This window comes from Cupriavidus sp. 05T42, assembly GCF_056396345.1.
Genome location: NZ_JBFTLH010000030.1, coordinates 23,501 through 42,844 on the forward strand (window position 1 = coordinate 23,501; position 19,344 = coordinate 42,844).

19 protein-coding genes are annotated in these 19,344 nt (G+C 68.0%); 8 read left to right on the forward strand and 11 right to left on the reverse strand.

Going from position 1 to position 19,344, the window contains the following annotated elements; genetic code table 11:
- Positions 1–6: 6 nt before the first annotated feature.
- Complete coding sequence (locus tag AC1EJR_RS25625) at positions 7–855, reverse strand: sulfurtransferase (RefSeq protein WP_092301953.1); 849 nt, start codon at positions 853–855, stop codon at positions 7–9.
- Positions 856–1,050: 195 nt separating this feature from the next.
- Here AC1EJR_RS25625 and dnaE point away from each other — a divergent pair, with 195 nt between their 5' ends.
- Both dnaE and AC1EJR_RS25635 read left to right on the forward strand, forming a co-directional pair.
- Positions 1,051–4,560, forward strand: coding sequence for a DNA polymerase III subunit alpha (gene dnaE / locus AC1EJR_RS25630; RefSeq protein ID WP_477147761.1), 3,510 nt, complete (start codon positions 1,051–1,053; stop codon positions 4,558–4,560).
- Entirely contained in the window at positions 4,553–5,803 is a 1,251-nt protein-coding gene (locus AC1EJR_RS25635) for a glycosyltransferase (RefSeq protein ID WP_477113854.1), read from the forward strand. The genes dnaE and AC1EJR_RS25635 overlap by 8 nt, the downstream gene beginning before the upstream one ends.
- On the opposite strand, the gene AC1EJR_RS25640 is transcribed toward AC1EJR_RS25635, so the two are convergent.
- Positions 5,733–6,518, reverse strand: coding sequence for a glycosyltransferase family 2 protein (locus AC1EJR_RS25640; RefSeq protein WP_092301959.1), 786 nt, complete (start codon positions 6,516–6,518; stop codon positions 5,733–5,735). The genes AC1EJR_RS25635 and AC1EJR_RS25640 overlap by 71 nt on opposite strands.
- 96 nt (positions 6,519–6,614) lie before the next feature.
- Here AC1EJR_RS25640 and msbA point away from each other — a divergent pair, with 96 nt between their 5' ends.
- Positions 6,615–8,381 (forward strand): lipid A export permease/ATP-binding protein MsbA, encoded by a 1,767-nt coding sequence (gene msbA, locus AC1EJR_RS25645; protein ID WP_477147762.1) that lies wholly within the window; start codon positions 6,615–6,617, stop codon positions 8,379–8,381.
- Between the two features lie 37 nt (positions 8,382–8,418).
- On the opposite strand, the gene AC1EJR_RS25650 is transcribed toward msbA, so the two are convergent.
- The 9 genes from AC1EJR_RS25650 to phnG form a co-directional block, all read right to left on the reverse strand.
- Complete coding sequence (locus AC1EJR_RS25650) at positions 8,419–8,931, reverse strand: hypothetical protein (RefSeq protein ID WP_092301965.1); 513 nt, start codon at positions 8,929–8,931, stop codon at positions 8,419–8,421.
- A gap of 174 nt (positions 8,932–9,105) precedes the next feature.
- On the reverse strand, positions 9,106–9,678 hold the full coding sequence (locus AC1EJR_RS25655; RefSeq protein ID WP_477113856.1) for an MOSC domain-containing protein: 573 nt from the start codon (positions 9,676–9,678) through the stop codon (positions 9,106–9,108).
- On the reverse strand, positions 9,678–10,886 hold the full coding sequence (locus tag AC1EJR_RS25660; protein WP_477147763.1) for an alpha-D-ribose 1-methylphosphonate 5-triphosphate diphosphatase: 1,209 nt from the start codon (positions 10,884–10,886) through the stop codon (positions 9,678–9,680). The genes AC1EJR_RS25655 and AC1EJR_RS25660 overlap by 1 nt, the downstream gene beginning before the upstream one ends.
- Before the next feature lie 15 nt (positions 10,887–10,901).
- The gene (gene phnL / locus AC1EJR_RS25665) at positions 10,902–11,639 is read right to left on the reverse strand and encodes a phosphonate C-P lyase system protein PhnL (RefSeq protein WP_477147764.1); all 738 of its coding nucleotides are present in this window, start codon (positions 11,637–11,639) and stop codon (positions 10,902–10,904) included.
- Positions 11,640–11,644: 5 nt separating this feature from the next.
- A complete protein-coding gene (gene phnK / locus AC1EJR_RS25670) occupies positions 11,645–12,421 on the reverse strand; it encodes a phosphonate C-P lyase system protein PhnK (protein WP_092301977.1) in 777 nt (258 codons plus the stop codon).
- The gene (locus AC1EJR_RS25675) at positions 12,418–13,314 is read right to left on the reverse strand and encodes an alpha-D-ribose 1-methylphosphonate 5-phosphate C-P-lyase PhnJ (protein WP_143093951.1); all 897 of its coding nucleotides are present in this window, start codon (positions 13,312–13,314) and stop codon (positions 12,418–12,420) included. The genes phnK and AC1EJR_RS25675 overlap by 4 nt, the downstream gene beginning before the upstream one ends.
- On the reverse strand, positions 13,311–14,456 hold the full coding sequence (locus AC1EJR_RS25680) for a carbon-phosphorus lyase complex subunit (protein ID WP_477147765.1): 1,146 nt from the start codon (positions 14,454–14,456) through the stop codon (positions 13,311–13,313). Before AC1EJR_RS25680 ends, AC1EJR_RS25675 begins: the two co-directional genes overlap by 4 nt.
- Before the next feature lies 1 nt (position 14,457).
- Entirely contained in the window at positions 14,458–15,093 is a 636-nt protein-coding gene (phnH, locus tag AC1EJR_RS25685; protein ID WP_477113858.1) for a phosphonate C-P lyase system protein PhnH, read from the reverse strand.
- Position 15,094: 1 nt separating this feature from the next.
- Positions 15,095–15,571 (reverse strand): phosphonate C-P lyase system protein PhnG, encoded by a 477-nt coding sequence (gene phnG / locus AC1EJR_RS25690; RefSeq protein ID WP_092301986.1) that lies wholly within the window; start codon positions 15,569–15,571, stop codon positions 15,095–15,097.
- Between the two features lie 192 nt (positions 15,572–15,763).
- Here phnG and phnF point away from each other — a divergent pair, with 192 nt between their 5' ends.
- The 5 genes from phnF to AC1EJR_RS25715 form a co-directional block, all read left to right on the forward strand.
- Positions 15,764–16,498 carry a phosphonate metabolism transcriptional regulator PhnF gene (phnF, locus tag AC1EJR_RS25695; RefSeq protein WP_092301989.1) on the forward strand — a complete coding sequence of 245 codons (735 nt, stop codon included), beginning with the start codon at positions 15,764–15,766 and terminating at the stop codon, positions 16,496–16,498.
- 96 nt (positions 16,499–16,594) lie between these two features.
- Positions 16,595–17,827: an alpha-D-ribose 1-methylphosphonate 5-triphosphate diphosphatase gene (locus AC1EJR_RS25700; protein WP_477110811.1), complete on the forward strand. Its 1,233-nt coding sequence runs from the start codon at positions 16,595–16,597 to the stop codon at positions 17,825–17,827.
- Entirely contained in the window at positions 17,824–18,564 is a 741-nt protein-coding gene (locus tag AC1EJR_RS25705; protein WP_477147766.1) for a DUF1045 domain-containing protein, read from the forward strand. The genes AC1EJR_RS25700 and AC1EJR_RS25705 overlap by 4 nt, the downstream gene beginning before the upstream one ends.
- The gene (phnN, locus tag AC1EJR_RS25710; RefSeq protein WP_092301998.1) at positions 18,561–19,160 is read left to right on the forward strand and encodes a phosphonate metabolism protein/1,5-bisphosphokinase (PRPP-forming) PhnN; all 600 of its coding nucleotides are present in this window, start codon (positions 18,561–18,563) and stop codon (positions 19,158–19,160) included. The genes AC1EJR_RS25705 and phnN overlap by 4 nt, the downstream gene beginning before the upstream one ends.
- 82 nt (positions 19,161–19,242) lie before the next feature.
- Positions 19,243–19,344 (forward strand): transposase (locus AC1EJR_RS25715; protein WP_477106569.1); only part of this gene is annotated, 102 nt, incomplete at its 3' end.

Consider the following 19,344-nt stretch of genomic DNA (forward strand, 5'->3'; position numbering starts at 1 on the left):
CAGGCGTCAGGCGGCTGCCTGACCGGCCTGCGTCGCGCAATGCGGGCATTGCTTGCCCACCGCATAGCTGGGCTGCTGCTGTTCCTCAGGCGTAACCACCGCGCGGCAGGCAAAGCACTGCACCGGGCCGGCCGGCTCGAGATTGGGGTTCAGGGCGGTTCGGTAGTCGAACACGAAGCAGTCGCCCTTGTAGTGGCTACCGCCCACTTCCTCAAAGTACTTCAGGATGCCGCCTTCGAGCTGGTAGATGTGCGCCATCCCCACTTCCTGCATGTGGATGGCGGCCTTCTCGCAGCGGATGCCGCCTGTGCAGAATGACACCACCGTCTTGCCCTCCAGCTCGGCCTTGTGGGCGGCGATGGCGGGCGGGAAATCGCTGAATTTCGCAATGTCGTATTCCACCGCGTTCTCGAAGGTGCCCACGGCCACCTCGAACGCATTGCGTGTATCGAGCATCACCACGGGGCGGCCGGCGTCGTCGTGGCCCTGGTCGAGCCAGCGCTTGAGATCCACGGGCCGCACGGACGGCGCCCGGCCCGCTTCGGGGCGGATCAGCGGCATCTTCATCGTGATGATTTCCTTCTTGGCGCGCACCAGCATCCGCTTGAACGGCTGGTTGTCCGACAGGCTCTCCTTGGGCGCGATGTCCGCAAAGCGGGCGTCGGCGCGGAGCCAGGCCATGAAGGTGTCGATGGCGTCGCGCGGGCCGGCCAGGAACATGTTGATGCCCTCGGGCGCCAGCAGGATCGTGCCCTTGAGGTCGGCCGCCTCGCAGCGCGCGCGCATTTCCGGACGCAGGGTCTCGATGTCGTCCAGCGTGACGAATTTGTAAGCGGAAATATTGACGATCTGCATGGGATGGGTGCTGCCGGACCGCGCGGCGGGCCGCGCGATAACTGCCTGATTGGAAAGGCGAAATTATAGCCGCTTGCGGGCCTGGCCGACACCCTGTTTCCAGGCACTCCGGACCGGGCCAGGCGTCGTCCCAGCCCCTCATTTTCCGAAAAGTCTCAAGTTTTCAGGCGGGGGGAGCCGGTACAATGGCGCCCTATGTCTGCACCCCGCTTCGTACACCTCCGCCTGCATTCCGAATACTCCGTCGTGGACGGCATCGTCCGCCTGGAGGATGCCGTCAAGGCCGCCGCCAAGGATGGCATGGGCGCGCTCGCCCTGACCGACCTCGCCAACGCCTTCGGCCTGATCCGCTTCTACAAGGAAGCGCGCGGAGACGGCGTGAAGCCGGTAGTGGGCGCAGACGTCTGGCTGACCAACGCCGATGACCGCKACAAGCCCGCGCGCATGCTGCTGCTGGTGCAGGACCGCCGTGGCTACCTGAACCTGTGCATGCTGCTGTCGCGCGCGTGGCTGGGCAACCAGCACAAGGGGCGCGCCGAGATCGAGCCGGGCTGGTTCGACGAACCGGGCGAGGAAGGCCTGCCGCTGGCCACCGGCATGATCGCGCTGTCCGGCGCCATGGGCGGCGATATCGGCCAGGCGCTGGCCAATGGCAACGAGGACGGCGCCCGCCGGGCCGCCGAGCACTGGGCGCGCGTGTTCCCGCAGCGGTTCTATATCGAACTGCAACGGGCCGGGCACCCCGGCACCGATGCCTACGTCCAGCAGGCCGTGCAACTGGCCGCCGCAATGCAGCTGCCGGTGGTGGCCACGCACCCGGTGCAGTTCATGACGCCGGACGACTTCACCGCGCATGAGGCCCGCGTCTGCATCGCCGAGGGCGAACTGCTGGCCAATCCGCGCCGCACGCGCAAGTTCACGACCGACCAGTATTTCAAGACGCAGGACGAGATGTGCGCGTTGTTCGCGGACATTCCTTCCGCGTTGCAGAATGCCGTCGAGATCGCGCGGCGCTGCAACCTGACGCTGGAACTGGGGAAGCCGCGCCTGCCGCTGTTCCCCACGCCGGACGGCATGTCGCTCGACGACTACCTGATCCACATGGCGCGCGAGGGCCTCGAGAAGCGTCTGGCCGTGCTGTTCCCGGACGAAGCCACGCGCGAGGCGCAGCGGCCCGAGTACTACGCGCGGCTGGAGTTCGAGACCGGTACCATCATCAAGATGGGCTTCCCGGGCTACTTCCTGATCGTGGCGGACTTCATCAACTGGGCCAAGAACAACGGCGTGCCGGTGGGGCCGGGCCGGGGCTCGGGCGCTGGCTCGCTGGTGGCATACGCGCTGGGCATTACCGACCTGGACCCGCTCAAGTACGCGCTGCTGTTCGAGCGTTTCCTGAATCCGGAACGGGTCTCGATGCCCGACTTCGACATTGACTTCTGCCAGCACGGCCGTGACCGCGTGATCACGTACGTGAAGGAGAAGTACGGCAAGGACGCCGTGTCGCAGATCGCCACGTTCGGCACCATGGCCGCCAAGGCGGCTGTGCGCGACGTGGGCCGCGTGCTGGACCTCGGCTATGGCTTTGTCGACGGCGTGGCCAAGCTGATTCCGTTCAAGCCGGGCAAGCTCGTCACGATCGAGGAAGCCAAGAAGGAAGAGCCGGTCCTGGCCGAGCGCGAGAACAACGAGGAAGAGGTGCGCCAGTTGCTGGAGCTGGCGCAGCGCGTGGAAGGCATGACCCGGAACGTGGGCATGCACGCCGGCGGCGTGCTGATCGCGCCGGGCCGGCTCACCGATTTCTGCCCACTCTACACCCAGGGTGGCCAGAACGACGGCATGAGCGGCGTGGTGAGCCAGTACGACAAGGACGACGTGGAAGCCGCCGGCCTGGTCAAGTTCGACTTCTTGGGCCTGACCACGCTGACCATCCTCGACTGGGCCGAGCGCTACATCCGCCGGCTGGATCCGAGCAAGGCCGACTGGAACTGCAGCCAGATCCCGCTGGCCGATGGCCCCGCGTTCGACATCCTGAAGACCGCCAACACGGTGGCGGTGTTCCAGCTGGAAAGCCGGGGCATGCAGGGCATGCTGAAGGACGCCAAGCCTGACCGCTTCGAGGACATCATCGCCCTCGTGGCCCTGTATCGCCCGGGTCCGATGGACCTGATCCCGAGCTTCTGCGCCCGTAAGCACGGCCGCGAGAAGGTCGAGTACCCCGATCCGCGCGTGGAACCGGTGCTCAAGGAGACCTACGGCATCATGGTCTACCAGGAGCAGGTGATGCAGATGGCGCAGATCATCGGCGGCTACTCGCTCGGTGGCGCCGACTTGCTGCGCCGCGCCATGGGCAAGAAGAAGGCCGAGGAGATGGCCAAGCACCGCGAGCTGTTCCGCGAGGGTGCTGACAAGAACGGGCTGTCGTCACAGCAGGCCGACGACATCTTCGACCTGATGGAGAAGTTCGCGGGCTACGGCTTCAACAAGTCGCACGCGGCCGCCTACGCGCTGCTGGCGTACTACACGGCGTGGCTCAAGGCGCACCATCCGGCCGAATTCATGGCGGCCAATATGTCGCTGGCCATGGACGATACGGACAAGGTCAAGATCCTCTACGAGGATTGCCGACTGAACGGCATCGCCGTGCTGCCGCCCGATGTCAACGCCAGCGAATACCGCTTCGCCCCGACCGATGCCAAGACCATCCGCTATGGTCTGGGCGGCATCAAGGGCTCGGGGCAGGGCGCCATCGAGGACATCTTGCGCGCCCGCGAGGAAAAGCCGTTCGCGGACCTGTTCGATTTCTGTGAGCGCGTGGACCGCCGGCAGGTCAATCGCCGCACGATCGAGGCGCTGATCCGCGCCGGCGCGTTCGACAGCCTTAATGACAACCGTGCCCAGTTGCTGGCCTCGGTGTCCATCGCCATGGAGGCGGCCGAGCAGAAGGCGGAGTCGGCCAACCAGGTGTCGCTGTTCGACCTGATGGGCGACGCCGGCGATGCCCACCGCCCGGAGCTGCTCGACGAGCCGCGCTGGACGGCCAAGCGCACGCTGCAGGAGGAAAAGCAGGCGCTCGGCTACTATTTCTCCGGCCATCTGTTCGATGCGTGGCGCGACGAGGTACGCCGCTTCGTCAAGGGCACGCTGGCCGGGCTCGAAAAGGAAGTACAGGGCAACGGCGGCGGCTATGGCCGCGACGTGCKGGGCAAGATCGTGGCGGGTGTCATCACCGGCATCCGCACGCAGATGACCCAGCGCGGCAAGATGCTGATCGTGCTGCTCGACGACGGCACGGGCCAGATCGAGATGACCGTGTTCAACGAACTGTTCGACGCGAACCGGCACATGTTCCGCGAGGATGAACTGCTGATCGCGCAGGGCAATGCCCGTCACGATACCTTCACCGGCGGCGTGCGGTTCACGGCCGAGTCGGTGATGGACCTCGTGGCCGCGCGCGCCAAGTATGCCGACGCGGTCTGCCTGGGCTTCAACGGCAACGCCTCCACCGAGCGGCTGCGCGAACTGCTGACGCCGTACCTCGCCAACACGGCTCGTACGCCGGGCGTGCCGGTGCGTATCCGCTACGTCAACAAGACCGCGCAGTGCGAGGCCACGTTGGGCGACCAATGGCAGGTCACCCCGTCGGACGACGCCCTGACCACCTTCCGCAATGCGCTGGGCGACAGCGTCCGGATGATCTATGGCTGAGGCGGCGGTGCGATCGATGACGCAGGGCGGCAAGCGTCGCATCCTGTTCCACGTCACCCATCTGCTGCATGGGGGTATCGAGACCGCGCTGGTCTCGCTGCTGAACTCGCTGGACCGCGGCCAGTTCGAGATCGGGCTGACGATCACCTATCCGTCGGACGAGCTGGCCTCGCATTTTCTTGAGAGATTGCCGAAGGACGTGAAGGTCCACGTTCTGGCGCCCGAGGCCTGGCTGTCGCACTGCCGGCAGCTCAAGAAGAAGCGCAAGCTCGGGCCGCTCGGCAAGATCTACGAGGAACTGCTACTGCCACCGGTGCGCAAGCCGCTGATGAATCGGCGCTTCCGCAAGATTCTGCAGGGCTATGACCTGGTGGTGGACTACGACATGTCCGTGTCACGGCTGACGGGCAAGCTGCCCGTGCCGATGATGGGCTACCAGCATTTCAGCGTGGCCCACCTTGCACGCGGGCATGGCCGCAAGCTCCGCAAGCTGCGGCGCCAGTGCCGCGAGCACTACGACGCCGTGGTCGTGCTCAACGACATCATGCTGCGCGATGCGCAGGCGCTGATTCCCGAGGCTGCGGACCGCTTCGTGCGGCTCTACAACCCGATCGATCTGGACAGTATCCGCGAGAAGGCCCAGGCGCCGGTCGATGCGCCGGCCGGGCCGTTCGTGGTGTCGGTGGGGCGGCTTGAGGAAAGCCAGAAGGACTTCACCACGCTGCTGCACGCCTACGCGCGGCTGGTGGCGGATGGCATCGAGGACCGGCTGGTCATCGTCGGCGATGGCGCCTCCCGCCCGCAGCTTGAGGCGCTGGCCGGGTCGCTCGGCATTGCCGACCGCGTCACGTTCCAGGGTTTCCAGTCGAATCCGTACGCCTGGATCCGGCGCGCGCGCCTKATGGCGTTCAGTTCGAAGATGGAAGGGCTGCCGAACGTCCTGCTGGAGGCGCTGGCGGTGGGTCAGGTCGTGGTCAGTACCGACTGCCCGACCGGGCCGCGCGAGATTCTCGACGAGGGCCGGGCGGGACTGCTGGTGCCCGTCGGCGATGCGCCGGCGCTGGCGGATGCAATCGGGCGCGGCCTGCGAGATGCCTCGCTGCGTGCCGCGCTGCTGGCACACGCGGCGGTCCATATCGAGCAGATGGGCTTCGGGCCCACCGCGCGGGAGTTCAGCGTGGTGGCAAATCGGTTGATGGCGGGGGTGTCTCCGTTGCCTGCCGGTGCAGCAGCCACAGCTTGACGTACTTGTAGTAACTGGCCTGCCCGTTCATCAGCGCCACGCCGAGCCCCTGCGGGCCGTCGAGGAAGCCGCACCGGAACAGGTAGGTCCGCAGGAAGGCCCAGCTGCCATGCAGCAGGGCGCTGGCCGGCGAGGCGGTCTTGCCGCGTGCGAAGGCCTGTTTGGCGCCGAGCGTTGAATATTGATCGATCTTGCGCAGCACCTGCGAGAAGTCGTCGTAGGTGTAGTGCAGCAGCGGTGAGCGCAGGTGCGCCACCGGGGCATCGGTGACCACGTTCTCGTGGACGAGGTCATCGGTGAAGCGGGCCTTGCCCAGCCGGAACAGGCGGGTGAGGCGGTCCGGATACCAGCCGCCGTGGCGGATAAACCGGCCGCAGAACCGCGAGAGCCGGGGCATGTCGTAGGCATCGGCCTGGCCGGAGCTGATGGCAGCCAGGATCTCGTCGCGCAGCGCGGGCGTGACACGCTCGTCGGCGTCGATGGACAGGACCCACTCACTCTGGGCCTTGGAGAGGGCAAGGTTTTTCTGGGGGCCGAAACCGGGCCACGTGGCGGTCTCGTAGACCTCTGCACCCATGGCGCGGGCGGCCTCCACGGTGCCGTCCGTGCTGCCCGAATCCACTATAATCGCGCGGTCGCACCAGGAGACGCTTTCGAGGCACTCCCGGATATTGTGTGCCTCGTTTTTCGTAATCAGTACGACAGAGATTTTCATAGAGATGCTTGCAAGGTTCCCCTTTTGGAACGCCATTCTAGCGGTAGTCGCAGTCTTGGCAGGCACAACCCCCCGTGCGAGCGGGGCGGAGTCATCGTGAACGAAAACAATAAACAAACGCCCCAGGAAGCCGACACCCTCAAGCGGGTCTGGGCTTACCTGAAGCCCGAGATGCGCGTGTTCGCGCTGGCCATCCTCGCCATGGCGCTGGTGGCCGCCAGCGAGGGGATTATCCCCAAGGTTGTCAACGACCTGCTTGACAAGGGGTTTGGCGGCGACTACGCCGGCAAGCTCTGGCATGTGCCCGCGCTGCTGACCGGCGTGGCGCTGGTCCGTGGCGTGGCGCAGTTCGCGTCCGGCTACCTGCTGGCCCAGATCTCGAACCGCGTGCTGTTCAAGATGCGCATGCAGATGTTCGGCCGGATGCTGCAGGCGCCCGCGCTGTTCTTCCACCGCAACACCGMCGCGTCGCTGATCAATGCCGTGATCTTCGAGGTCAACCAGGTGATGCAGATCCTGACCGGGGTGTTGATCACGCTGGTGCGTGACTCGCTGACCGTGCTGGCGCTGCTGATCTACCTGTTCTATACCAACTGGCGGCTCACGCTGGTGGTGGCGGTGCTGCTGCCCGTGATCGGCTTCGTCATGTCGAAGGTGAACCGGCGCCTGCGCCGGCTGAACCGTGACCACCAGACGCTGACCAACGAGGCCGCGTACGTGGTCGAGGAAGCCGCCGGCGGCTACAAGGTGGTCAAGCTGCATGGCGGGGAGACCTACGAGCAGTCGCGCTTCGAGGCCATGGCCGAGCGCCTGCGCGGCTATTCGATGCGCATGGCCGTGGCGGGCGGGCTGAACCAGCCGGTCACCGCGTTCCTGGCGTCGCTGGCGCTGTCCGTGATCCTGACCATCGCGATGATCCAGGCCCAGGGCAACCAGACTACGGTCGGCGGCTTTACCGGCTTCGTCATGGCGATGCTGCTGCTGATCTCGCCGCTCAAGCACCTGACCGACCTGAACCAGCCGCTGCAACGCGGGCTGACCGCCGCCGAGATGATCTTCCGGCTCATCGACGAGCCGATCGAGCCGCAGACCGAAGGCCTGCGGCTGGAACGTGCCAAGGGCGATCTGGTGTTCGAGGACGTCGGTTTCCGCTATGGCGACGCCGGCCGGCCGGCGCTCCAGCATGTCAATTTCCGGGTGGCCCCGGGCGAGGTGGTGGCGCTGGTCGGTCCGTCCGGCAGCGGCAAGACCACGCTGGTCAACCTCGTACCCCGCTTCTTCGATCCGACCGACGGCCGGATCCTGCTCGATGGCCAGCCCATCGCCCAGTTCGCGCTGACCGACCTGCGCCGCCAGATCGCGTTCGTGAGCCAGGATGTCGTGCTGTTCAACGACACCGTGGCGGCCAACGTGGCCTACGGCGTGCATCCGCGAGAAGCGATCGATATGGCACGCGTGGAGCGTGCACTTGCAGCGGCCTACCTGACCGATACGGTCAAGGGGCTGCCGGAGGGGCTGGAAACCAATATCGGCGACAACGGCATGAAGCTGTCCGGCGGCCAGCGCCAGCGGCTGGCCATTGCGCGCGCGATCTACAAGGACGCGCCGATCCTGATCCTGGACGAGGCGACTTCCGCGCTCGATTCGGAATCGGAACGGCAGGTGCAGGCGGCGCTGGAGTCGCTGATGGTGGGGCGGACCACGCTCGTGATCGCCCACCGGCTGTCCACGATCGAGAACGCCGACCGCATCGTCGTGCTGGAGCAGGGCCGCGTGGCCGAGCATGGCAGCCATGCCGAACTGCTCGCCGCCAACGGGCTCTACGCGGGCCTGCACCGCATCCAGTTCGCCACCCAGCAGTAACTTCCTCCGATCACCCGAGGGGCGGCGCCGGTCAGATTTACCGGATCTCCGCGCAAGCGCCGCTTTTCGGGTCGAACAGCACCGGCCACGCCTGCTCGTAGATACCMGGCGTGCAGTGCTTCTCGCAGCGGGCATGGGCCAGCGTCACCCGGCGCGGGTCCTGCCACACCATCAGCTTGCAGCCGCTGCCGTCAATTGCATGCAGTTCTATGTGTGGCGTCTGCTGTACCTGCTTGAAATCCTCCAGATCGAACGTGCACGAACCCTTCCGGGACACCCAGAGCTTCCATTTCAGCGTCTGCACGGCATTGCCCGTGACCTTGACCAACGCGTCTTCGCGGAAGCCATCCTCCTCGGTGCGCTTGCAACTGCCAGACAGGTTGATCACGCGCGCCGCGATGGGCGTGGCGCGGCTTTCAGGCGGCGGTGGGTAGGGCTTGGGGGCGGTGGGGCCCTGCATGGGCGCCGAGCGGTCGGCCAGCATCGGCGGCGTGCACGCCGCGCACAAAAAAACAGCCAGCATGGCTGGCAGTGTGGGTTTGAACGGCATGCTGGCTCCTCGGTGCGATCCGGCCGTCATGCATGGCGGCCCGCCTCCCTTATATATATAGAGGACGGCGGCCGGAACGCGAGCGGGAGGGGATCGGGACAAGTCCTGAGGAGCGCGCCGGCTCCGGCAATCTATAGTGAGAGAATGCCCGGCACGTGCCGGGTCTCGTACTTGTCAGACTCGCTCCAGCCGCCTGTGCGGCAGCGGCGGCAGGATGGTCTCGATACCCTGACCGGGCCGCACCACGCCGCCCGCCACCACCACGCCCATCACGCCAGCCTTGCGCACGATCTCGCCGTGCGCGTCCTTATACACCACCTGACTCAGCAGCCCTTCACGGAAGTGCTCGATTTGCGCACACGGGTTGCGCAGCCCGGTGATCTCAATCTGCGCATCGCCAATCCGCAGGCGAGTGCCGACCGGCAGCCCGAGCAGGTCGATGCCGGCCGTGGTGATGTTCTCCCCCAGTTCCCCATAACCGATGTCGAACCCGGCCGCCGCCAGCGCCGCGTGTAGCTCGGCGTGGATCAGGTGGACCTGACGCAGGTTCGGCTGGGTCGGGTCCACGGCCACGCGCGAGCGATGCTTGACCGTGGTGCCGGCATGGGCGTCGCCTTCCACGCCGATGCCGGGCAGCAGCCGGATGGACGTCTCGCGCGGCTTGCTGAAGCCGTGCACGGGGCTGCGGCTGACCCCCACCACCTGCGCCAGTCCGGCGGCTAACCCGGCGGGAAGTCCGGTCCCCATCAGGCGACCTCGCGCATGGCTTCGCGCGGCACGGCATGCTGCACCGCGCCAGCCGGGTAGCCGGCCGAGAACACCAGCCGGCCCGCCGACCACGTGTGCGTGACCATCGGCTGCCCGGCCACGGTAGCCACGGCGATCAGGTCCGCGCGCAGGCCCGGCACCAGGCGGCCCCGGTCGTCGAGCAGGCAGGCGTCGGCGGGGTTGGCGGTGACCAGCGCCAGCGCCTCGTTGAGCGGCAGATCGGCCTGCCGCGCCGCGGCGTAGGCCGAGGCGATCAGCGTGGACGGCTGGTAGTCCGAGCAGAGGATGTTGCCCACCCCGGCTTGGATGGCGTCGATGGCGCGCATCGACCCGCTCTGGCTCTTGCCGCGCAGCACGTTGGGGGCGCCGAGGATGGTCGGCAGCGCATGCGTGTTCGCCGCGCGGGCGGTTTCCAGGTTGATCGGGAACTCGCTCATCCGCACGCCGAGTGCCTGCATCGCGGCAATGCGCTGGGGGCTGTCGTCGTCGTGGCTGGCCGTGGGAATGCCCAGCTCGTGCGCCCGGGCCACCAGCCGGTTCACGCGCTCGTGCGCGCCGTCCAGTTCGGCCGTCTTCTTGGCGGCGGCGTCGGCGGCTTCCTCGCGGCTCATGCCGTGGTTGCCCATCATGTACGAGAGATAGGCGTCCAGCGTCTTGAACTGGCCCTGGCCCGGGGAGTGATCCATCACGGAGAGCAGGTCCACCACGCCTTCGGCCATCAGCATTTCGAGCACGGGCACGGCGGCGGCGTCGGTCACCTCGTAGCGGCAGTGGATGCGGTTGTCGACCAGGCTACTCGCACGGTACGCGGCCACGGTGCGCACCAGCGTGGMGGCCGTCTCGTTGTTGCGCACGCCGAACTGGTTGCTGGCGAACGAGAGCGCGTGGTACGGCGTGGTGATGCCGGCGGCGGCGTTGCGGCGGTCCACCTGCGCAACGGCGAAGTCCAGCGGGAACAGCACATTGGCGCGCGGCTCGGCTTCCTTCTCGATGGCGTCGCAGTGCACATCGATCAGGCCCGGCATGACCGCGTGGCCGCGCAGGTCGATCACGGTGGCGTGGGCCGGCACGGCAGCCGGCGCGGGTTCGATGGCGGCGATGCGGCCATCCTCGATCAGCAGGGCGCTGTCTTGCAGCACGCGGTCCGGCAGGACCAGCGTGGCGTGGGTCAGGTAGGTGGTGGTCATGGGGGCGGTCGTCCGTCAGGCGATGGCGGTAGCGGGTTGCAGCGGCAGCAGGCGAGTGGCCACGGCGTCGCGCACGGCTTCGTCGTGGAAGATGCCGATCAGCGCGCGGCCTTCGGCCAGGGCTTCGCGGATCAGGCCGATCACCACGGCGCGGTTGTCGGCGTCGAGCGAGGCGGTGGGCTCGTCCAGCAGCAGGATCGGATGGCCGCCGATCAGCCCGCGCGCGATGTTCACGCGCTGCTGCTCGCCGCCCGAGAAGGTGGCCGGCGGCAGGTCCCAGAGGCGGCGCGGCAGGTTCAGCCGTTCGAGGAGCACGGCGGCGCGGGCGCGGGCTGCCTCGTGCGAGGTGCCACGCTGTTCGAGCGGCTCCGCCACTACGTCGAGCGCCGAGACGCGCGGAATGGCGCGCAGGAACTGGCTGACGTAGCCAATCACATGGCGGCGCAGGTGCAGGATGCGTTGCTCCGGGGCCTGCGTCAGCTCGACCCACGGCGCGCCTTCGGCGCTGGTATCACGCAGGCGGATGGTGCCTTCGGTGGCCAGATAGTTGCCGTAGAGGCAGCGCAGCAGCGTGCTCTTGCCGGTACCGGAGCGGCCGGACAGCACGAGGCATTCGCCGCGCGCGGCGTCGAAGTCGATCGCGCGCAGCACGGGCAGGCGGATGCCGCCCTGGTTGTGCAGCGTGAACATCTTCCCAAGGCCGCGTACCTCGATCAGTCGCTCGGCAGGGGTGTGGAGGTTGTMGGTGGACATCGTCGTCAGCCTTGCAGGATGGAGGAGACCAGCAGCTGGGTGTAGGGGTGCTGGGGGTCGTCGAGGATCTGGTCGGTCAGGCCCTGTTCGACCACGCGGCCGCCCTGCATGACCAGCGTGCGGTGGGCCAGCAGGCGGGCGACGGCCAGGTCGTGGGTGACCAGCACGGCGGCGAGGCCGAGATCGGTCACCAGGCGGCGCAGCAGGTCGAGCAGGCGGGCCTGTACGGAGACGTCGAGCGAGGCGGTCGGCTCGTCCATGAAGACCAGGCGCGGATGGGTGACGAGGTTCCGCGCGATCTGCAGGCGCTGCTGCATGCCGCCCGAGAACGTGCCGGGCACGTCGTCCAGCCGGGCCAGATCGATTTCCATCTTCTCGAGCCAGGCGCCGGCCACTTCGCGCAGATTGCCGTAGTGGCGCTCGCCCACGGCCATCAGGCGCTCGGCGATGTTGGCACCGGCGCTGACCTGCATGCGCAGGCCGTCGCGGGCGTGCTGGCGCACGAAGCCCCAGTCGGTGCGCGCCAGCAGCCGCATACGGGCGCTGGAGAGCGTGGCGAGGTCGGTCAGGCCCGATTCGCGCATGTCATAGCTGACGCTGCCGCGCTGCGGCGGCGCCTGCATCGACAGGGCCTGCAGCAGCGTGCTCTTGCCCGAGCCGGATTCGCCGACCACGCAGAGCACTTCGCCCGGATAGAGGTCGAAGCTGACGTCGTGGCAGCCGTGCAGGCCGTCCCAGGTGCGCGTGAGGTGGCGGACGGAAAGAAGCGGCGTGGCGGTCATTGGCACACTCCCGCGGCTTCCACGGCCTGCGCGGCCTGGCGGTCGGCGCAGTACTCGGTGTCGGAGCAGACGAACATGCGGGTGCCGGCGTCGTCGGTAATGATTTCGTCGAGGTAGCTGTCCGTGGCGCCGCACTGGGCGCAGCAGCTCGACCACTTCTCCACCGTGAACGGGTGATCCTTGAAATCGAGGCTCCGGACCGAGGTGTACGGTGGCACGGCGTAGACGCGCTTCTCGCGGCCAGCGCCGAACAGCATCAGCGCGGGGCTGCGGTCGAGCTTGGGGTTGTCGAACTTCGGAATGGGCGACGGACGCATCATGTACCGCTGGTTGACGATCACGGGATAGTCGTAGGTCGTGGCGATATGCCCGTGGTGGGCAATATCCTCGTAAAGCTTCACGTGCATGGCGCCGTACTCGGACAGCGCGTGCATGGTGCGCGTCTCGGTCTCGCTCGGCTCCAGCCAGCGCAGCGGCTCGGGAATGGGCACCTGGTAGACCATGGTCTGGCCTGCGCGCAGTGCCGTTTCCGGAATGCGGTGACGGGTCTGGATGATCGACGCCTCGGCGGTGCGCTCCGTCGTCTGCACGCCGGTCACGCGGCCGAAGAAGCGGCGGATGTTGATGGCGTTCGTCGTGTCGTCGGAACCCTGGTCGATCACCTTCAGCACGTCCTGCTTGCCGATGATGGCGGCCGTCACCTGGATGCCGCCGGTGCCCCAGCCATAGGGCAGCGGCATTTCGCGGCTGCCGAACGGCACCTGGTAGCCCGGAATCGCCACGGCCTTGAGCAGCGCGCGGCGCAGCATGCGCTTGGTGGATTCGTCGAGGTAGCCGAAGTTGTAATGATCGTCGCGGGCGACGGTGGCCGGATGGGCGATGGTCTGTGTCATGCCAGCGTTTCCTCTTGGGTAGCGGCTTGCGCGGCGGCATGCGGCGCGGCCGGGGCGGCGGCGTTAGGCGCAGCGGCTTCCTGCTCGGCACGCAGGCGGCGCAGCAGTTCCAGGTTGGCCTGGAAGTCGACGTAGTGGGGCAGCTTCAAATGCTGGACGAAGCCCGAGGCCTCCACGTTGTCGCTGTGATAGAGCATGAATTCGATGTCGTTGGCAGGGGCGTCGGCAGCTTCGCCCAGCTCCGCCGCGCGCATCGCGCKGTCCGCCAGCGCCATCGACATGGCCTTGCGCTCGTTGTAGCCGAACACCAGCCCGTAGCCGCGCGTGAAGCGGGGCGCCTCGTCGGCGTTGCCGCTGAACTGGCTGACCATCTGGCACTCGGTCAGCTCGACCTCGCCGATCGTCACGGCGAAGCCCAGTTCCTCGACGAACAGTTCCACCTCGGCCGTGCCGTAGCGGATCTCGGCCGCGAACGGGTGCGAGTTGCCGTAGCCGCGCTGGGTCGAGTAACCCATCGACAGCAGGAAGCCCTCGTCACCGCGCGCCAGGTTCTGCAGGCGGGCGGCGCGGTCGGCCGGGAAGGTCAGCGGCTCGCGCGTCAGGTCCGGCGGGGCGGGGTCGCCGGGCGGGATGGCGTCGGCTTCGACCAGTGCATCGGCTTCCAGCAGGCCMGTCACGCGCGGCATGCCGGCGGCCAGCGGCTGGGCGGACGGCGGCAGCGGTTCCGGGTCGCGGCCGGCTTCGAGCGAGAAGTCGAGCAGGCGCTGGGTGTAGTCGTAGGTCGGGCCGAGTACCTGGCCGCCCGGCACGTCCTTGAACGTCGACGAAATGCGGCGTTGCAGGCGCATGGTGCCGGTATCGAGCGGCTGGGTGTAGCCGAAGCGCGCCAGCGTGGTGCGATAGGCGCGCAGCAGGAAGATCGCCTCGATCTGGTCGCCGGCGGCCTGCTTGAGGGCGAGGGCGGCGAGGTGCGGGTCGTAGAGCGAGCCTTCGGCCATCACGCGGGCCACGGCCAGCGGCATCTGCTCGCGGATCTGGGTGAGTGTGAGTTCGGGCACCGACGTATCGCCACGGCGATAGGTGTCGAGCATCTGGTACGAGTTCAGGATGGCGCGTTCGCCTCCCTTCACGGCTACGTACATGTCAGTTCTCCCCGTGCGTCAGGTGCGTGGTGCGCGTCAGTGCGCAGAATTGGTCGCCGCTGGCCAGCAGCAGGTCGACGCCGAGCGGGAAGCCGGCGTTGTTCGCGGCCCAGCTGGCCTGGAAGTCGGCGGGCAGGCCGGTGACGGTCAGCGCCTGCGTGGTCTCGATGCCGGGGCCGCGCAGCGTGAGCGTGTCGCCTTCGGTCAGCGAGGCCACTTCGACGATCAGCGTGGCCGAGCGGTCCGGGTAGGCCGGCTGGCCCTGGGCGCAGTCGGCGAGGGCGGGCATCGCATGGCCGGCCGGCACGCAGACGAAGGTGGCGGCGTCCAGTTGATCGACCAGCGGGCAGCCGCAGTGGAAGCGCAGGAAGGCGCGCCCCGGGGCGGAGACGCCGGCGGGCAGCCAGACCGGCGTGTCGGGGTCGGCCAGCGTCAGCAGCAGCGCGGCCAGCGCGGGCGAGAGGCCCTCGGGCACGCCGCTGGTGGCCGGCAGCGACGCGAGCCGGCCCGGATGGGCGAAGGCTTCCAGCGTGGCGCGGAACACCTGCTGGGCGTCATCGACCGGATTGTCGAAACCGGGCAGCAGCGAGGCGGCCGGGGTGCCGAAGTTCGGCAGATTCGATTGCGTGGTGGGCATGTCAGTCCTCTCCGCGTGCCATCGTGAAGAATTCGACGCGCGTCTGCGCGGCGGTGGCGGCCTGCTGCGCTGCGCGGTCGGCAAAGGCCTGCGCCAGCGGGGCCAGGACGAGGTCCGTCACGCGCTGGTGCCAGGCCGGCAACTGGAGCAGGGCGTCCAGCACGGCGGCCTGCTCGGCGTGGCGGGTGCCACGGCCCTGTACATAGGCGACGCCGGCGGTCCCACCGGTTTCGCCATCCTCGATCACCACGGCGCAGCGCGTGACGGTCATCTCGCCCAGATTGAACTGGGCGCCCGTGCCGCCAGCGCGGCCTCGCACCATGGCCATGCCCGACTCCGGCTTGCGCAGCAGGCGGTAGGCCGGCAGTGCCGCCGCCTCGCCGAGCCGCGCGTAGGCCGCTTCCAGCGCGTCAGACCGCGCCAGAGCCAGGGTTCGCAGCCATGCGGCGCGTGCCGCATTGGTTTCGCTTTGCATCATCACCCCTATACGTCTATACGTTTAGATGTAAAATACCACAACACGGCGATACTAGACCACAGCCACATGAAGCTTTCATGACGCGCTGGCCGACCCGGAGCGGATTGATCGGGCACGCCACGCGGGCGCTCCGTGTGAGGCACAATCGCACGGTATTGAATGACGATGAAAGCATGATGAAAGAGGGAAGCGATGTCTGAACGGGAAGTCGAACGTGGCTCCGGCGTGGCCGTGTGGCGCCAGATTGGCGAGGCGCTGGCGGACGACATCCGCAACAAGCTCTATGGCCCCGGCGAGCAGCTGCCGCCCGAACCGGAGCTGGCCACGCGCTTTGCCGTGAACCGCCACACCATCCGGCGCGCCATGGGTGAGCTGGAGCTGAGCGGTCTGGTGCGCATCGAGCAGGGGCGCGGCACCTTCGTGCAGGAGCACGCCATCGACTACGCCATTGGGCGCCGCACGCGGTTCTCGCAGAACCTGGCCGCGCAGGGCATGCGCGGGCATATGGAGATCCTGGGCAGCCAGGTGATCCGCGCGCCGGAGGTGGCCAAGCACCTCGGTCTGGCGCGCAATGCCGACGTGCTGCACGTGCAGATGGTGGGCAAGGCCGAGGAGCGGACCATCGACGTGGCCGAGCACTACTTCGACCCCAAGCGCTTCCCGGGCATGGAGGAGCAGGTGCGCGCCAAGCTGTCGATCTCGCGCGCGCTGGCGCACTTCGGCATTGCCGACTACACGCGCAAGTGGTCGCGCATCACCGCCGCCATGCCGAGCGCGCCGGTGGCGCGGCTGCTGAACCAGCCCAAGACGCGGCCGGTGCTCCAGGTGGAAGCGCTCAACGTGGACATCGACGGCGCACCGCTGCAATACAGCATGACCCGCTTTGCTGGAGACTGGGTGCAACTCACCGTCTCCGACAGCGACTGAATCCGGGTGCGCCGCGAGTGCGGCGCTTGCATCGCATTGGTCTAGACATCCGGTGTAGACATGCGAGTGTCATCAACCAGGGGTAGTGTGTTGCCCATGCCTACGACAAACCAAACTCATTCGGCGCGGCTGGCCGGCATCACGGGTCGCCGTGTGCTGGGCGCGGCCGCCATTGGCCCGGCAACGCTGGGCTTCGACCACGGCAGCGTCGCCTCGCCGCAGCAGGCGCCCGAGAGCGGCCCCTGCATCGATGCGGGCGATCTGCTGGTGCTGCCCGGCATCGTCGACATCCATGGCGATGCCTTCGAGCGTGCCGTGATGCCGCGCCCCGGCGTGAGCTTCCCGTACGCGGGCGCGCTGCTCGACGTGGACCGCCAACTGCTGTCGCACGGCATCACGACCGAATTCCACGGCGTGACGCTCTCCTGGGAAGGCGGCCTGCGTGGCGAAGCCTACGCGCTGCGTATGTTCGATGCCCTGGCGCACTTGCAGCCGGTGCTGGGCGCTTCCCACAAGGTGCACCTGCGCTTCGAGGCCTATCACCTCGCCGGCGTGGAGACCGCGCTGTCCTGGATGGCCGATGGCCGCGTCGGCCTGCTCGCCATCAACGATCACCTGCCGATGATGGCGCGCAAGATGGCCAACGACAGCAAGCTGGCCCAGTACGCCGAGCGCGCCGAGTGCGACCCCGAGACCTTCCGTACGCGCCTGCGCACGGCCAGCCGCAACGCGCAGGACGTGCCGGCGGGCGTGTCCAGCCTGATCGCGGCCGCCCGCGCGGCGGGCCTGCCGGTGGCTTCGCACGATGACCCGGACCTCGCCACGCGCCAGCACTATCACCGCCAGGGCTGTCATATCGCCGAGTTCCCGCTGACCATCGAGGTCGCAAAGCTCGCCCGCCAGATCGGCGACGAAACCGTGTTCGGCGCGCCCAACGTGGTGCGCGGCACCAGCCACACCGGCGCCCCCAACGCCACCGAGATGGTGGCGGCGGGCCTGTGCACGGTGCTGGCCTCTGACTATTACTACCCCGCGCCGATCCAGGCCGCGTTCAAGCTCGCGCAGCTTGGCGCGGTCTCGCTGGCGGAGGCGTGGCACCTCGTCTCGCGCAACCCGGCCCGCGCGGCTGGCCTGCGCGACCGGGGCGTGCTCGCGCCGGGGCTGCGCGCCGACGCCATCCTCGTCGATGACAGCGTGCCGGGCCTGCCACGCGTGTGCGGCACCATCGTCAACGGTGAGCTGAAGCACGCCACGCGCGTGCTGCCGATGATCGACATCGCCGAGGCCCGCTACACGACGGACGGCGACGAAGGCAGTCTGGCCGCATGACGATGGCCGCACCGCGCTTCGCGATCTACCTGGCGCCGGCCGAGCCGTTCCGCACGTTCGGCGCGCAGTGGCTGGGGCGCGATGCCGATACCGGCGCGCCGCTGCCACTGCCAAAGAACCTCGGGCCGCGCCCGGACGCCTGGGTGGCGGCGCCCGCCCACTACGGCCTCCACGCCACGCTGAAGCCGCCGTTCCGGCTGGCGGCGGGCACGGATGGCCCGATGCTCGATGCCGCCGCGCGTGACTTCGCGCATGGCGTCGATGCCTTCCACGCCCGGCTGACGCTGCGCGCGCTGCGCGGCTTCCTCGCGTGGTGCCTCGATGACGGCACAGAGAGCCACGAAGGCGCCCGCCAGATGCACGCGCTGGCCGATGGCTGCGTGCTGGCCTTCGAACCGTTCCGCGCGCCGCCCACCGAGGCGGAGCTGCGCAAGCGCAAGCCGGACCAACTGAGCGCCGCCCAGCGGCGCATGCTCGAGGCGTGGGGCTACCCCTACGTGTTCGAGACCTTCACCTTCCATATCACGCTCACCGGCATGCTCGACGCTGCTGCGGAAGCCGCCGCGCTCGCGCAACTCGCGCCGGCCAGCCAGCAGCTCTGCAGCGCGCCGATGCATGTCGATGGCATCGCCGTGTTCGTGCAGCCCGAGCMCGGCGCCGACTTCCTCGTCGCGCGCCACTATGGCTTTAACGGCAGCACGCGCGATGGCGCCGGTGCAGCCTGGCTCGCATCATGACGATCTATACCCGCGCCAATCCCCACACTGATCCCCACGCGGACGGCCACGGCCTGTTCTACGTGATGGGCCCCTCCGGCAGCGGCAAGGACTCGCTGTTGCGCGCGCTGCGCGAGCGGCTGGGCCCGCAGGACCGCGTGGTGGTGGCCCATCGCTACATCACGCGCGCCGCCGATGCCAACGAGGCCTCGGTGGCGCTGTCCACGGACGAGTTCGCGCGCCGCCGGGCGCTCGGCTGCATGGCGCTGCACTGGCACAGCCATGGGCTGGACTACGGCATCGGCGTGGAGATCGAGGACTGGCTCGCGCGCGGGCTCAAGGTCATCGTCAATGGCTCGCGCGAGTACCTGCCGACGGCCGTCGCCCGCTATCCGGGGCTGTGCGCGGTGCACGTGCGCGTGAAGCCCGAGGCCCTGGCGGCGCGCCTGCGCCAGCGGGGGCGGGAGTCCGAAGCGGCGATCGCGCAACGGCTGGCGCGCGCGGGGCAGGCGTTCGACGTGCCGGCCGGCTGCAAGCTGGTCGAGATCGACAATAGCGGGGCGCTGGATGACTCGGCGGCGTCGTTCGCCCGGTTGATCGGGGTGAGGCACGACTGAGTTGTTGATCGTCGACAGCAAAGAAAAAGCCCGGGACTGAACTGCACCCCAAAAGTTGGACACCAACTTTTGGGGTGTTTTCATGTATCGGTACTCGGAGCAGTTCAGGCTGACAGTTATCCAGAGCTACCTGGACGGTCAGGCAGGCTATGGTGAGATCGCCAAACGCCATGAAATAGACAGC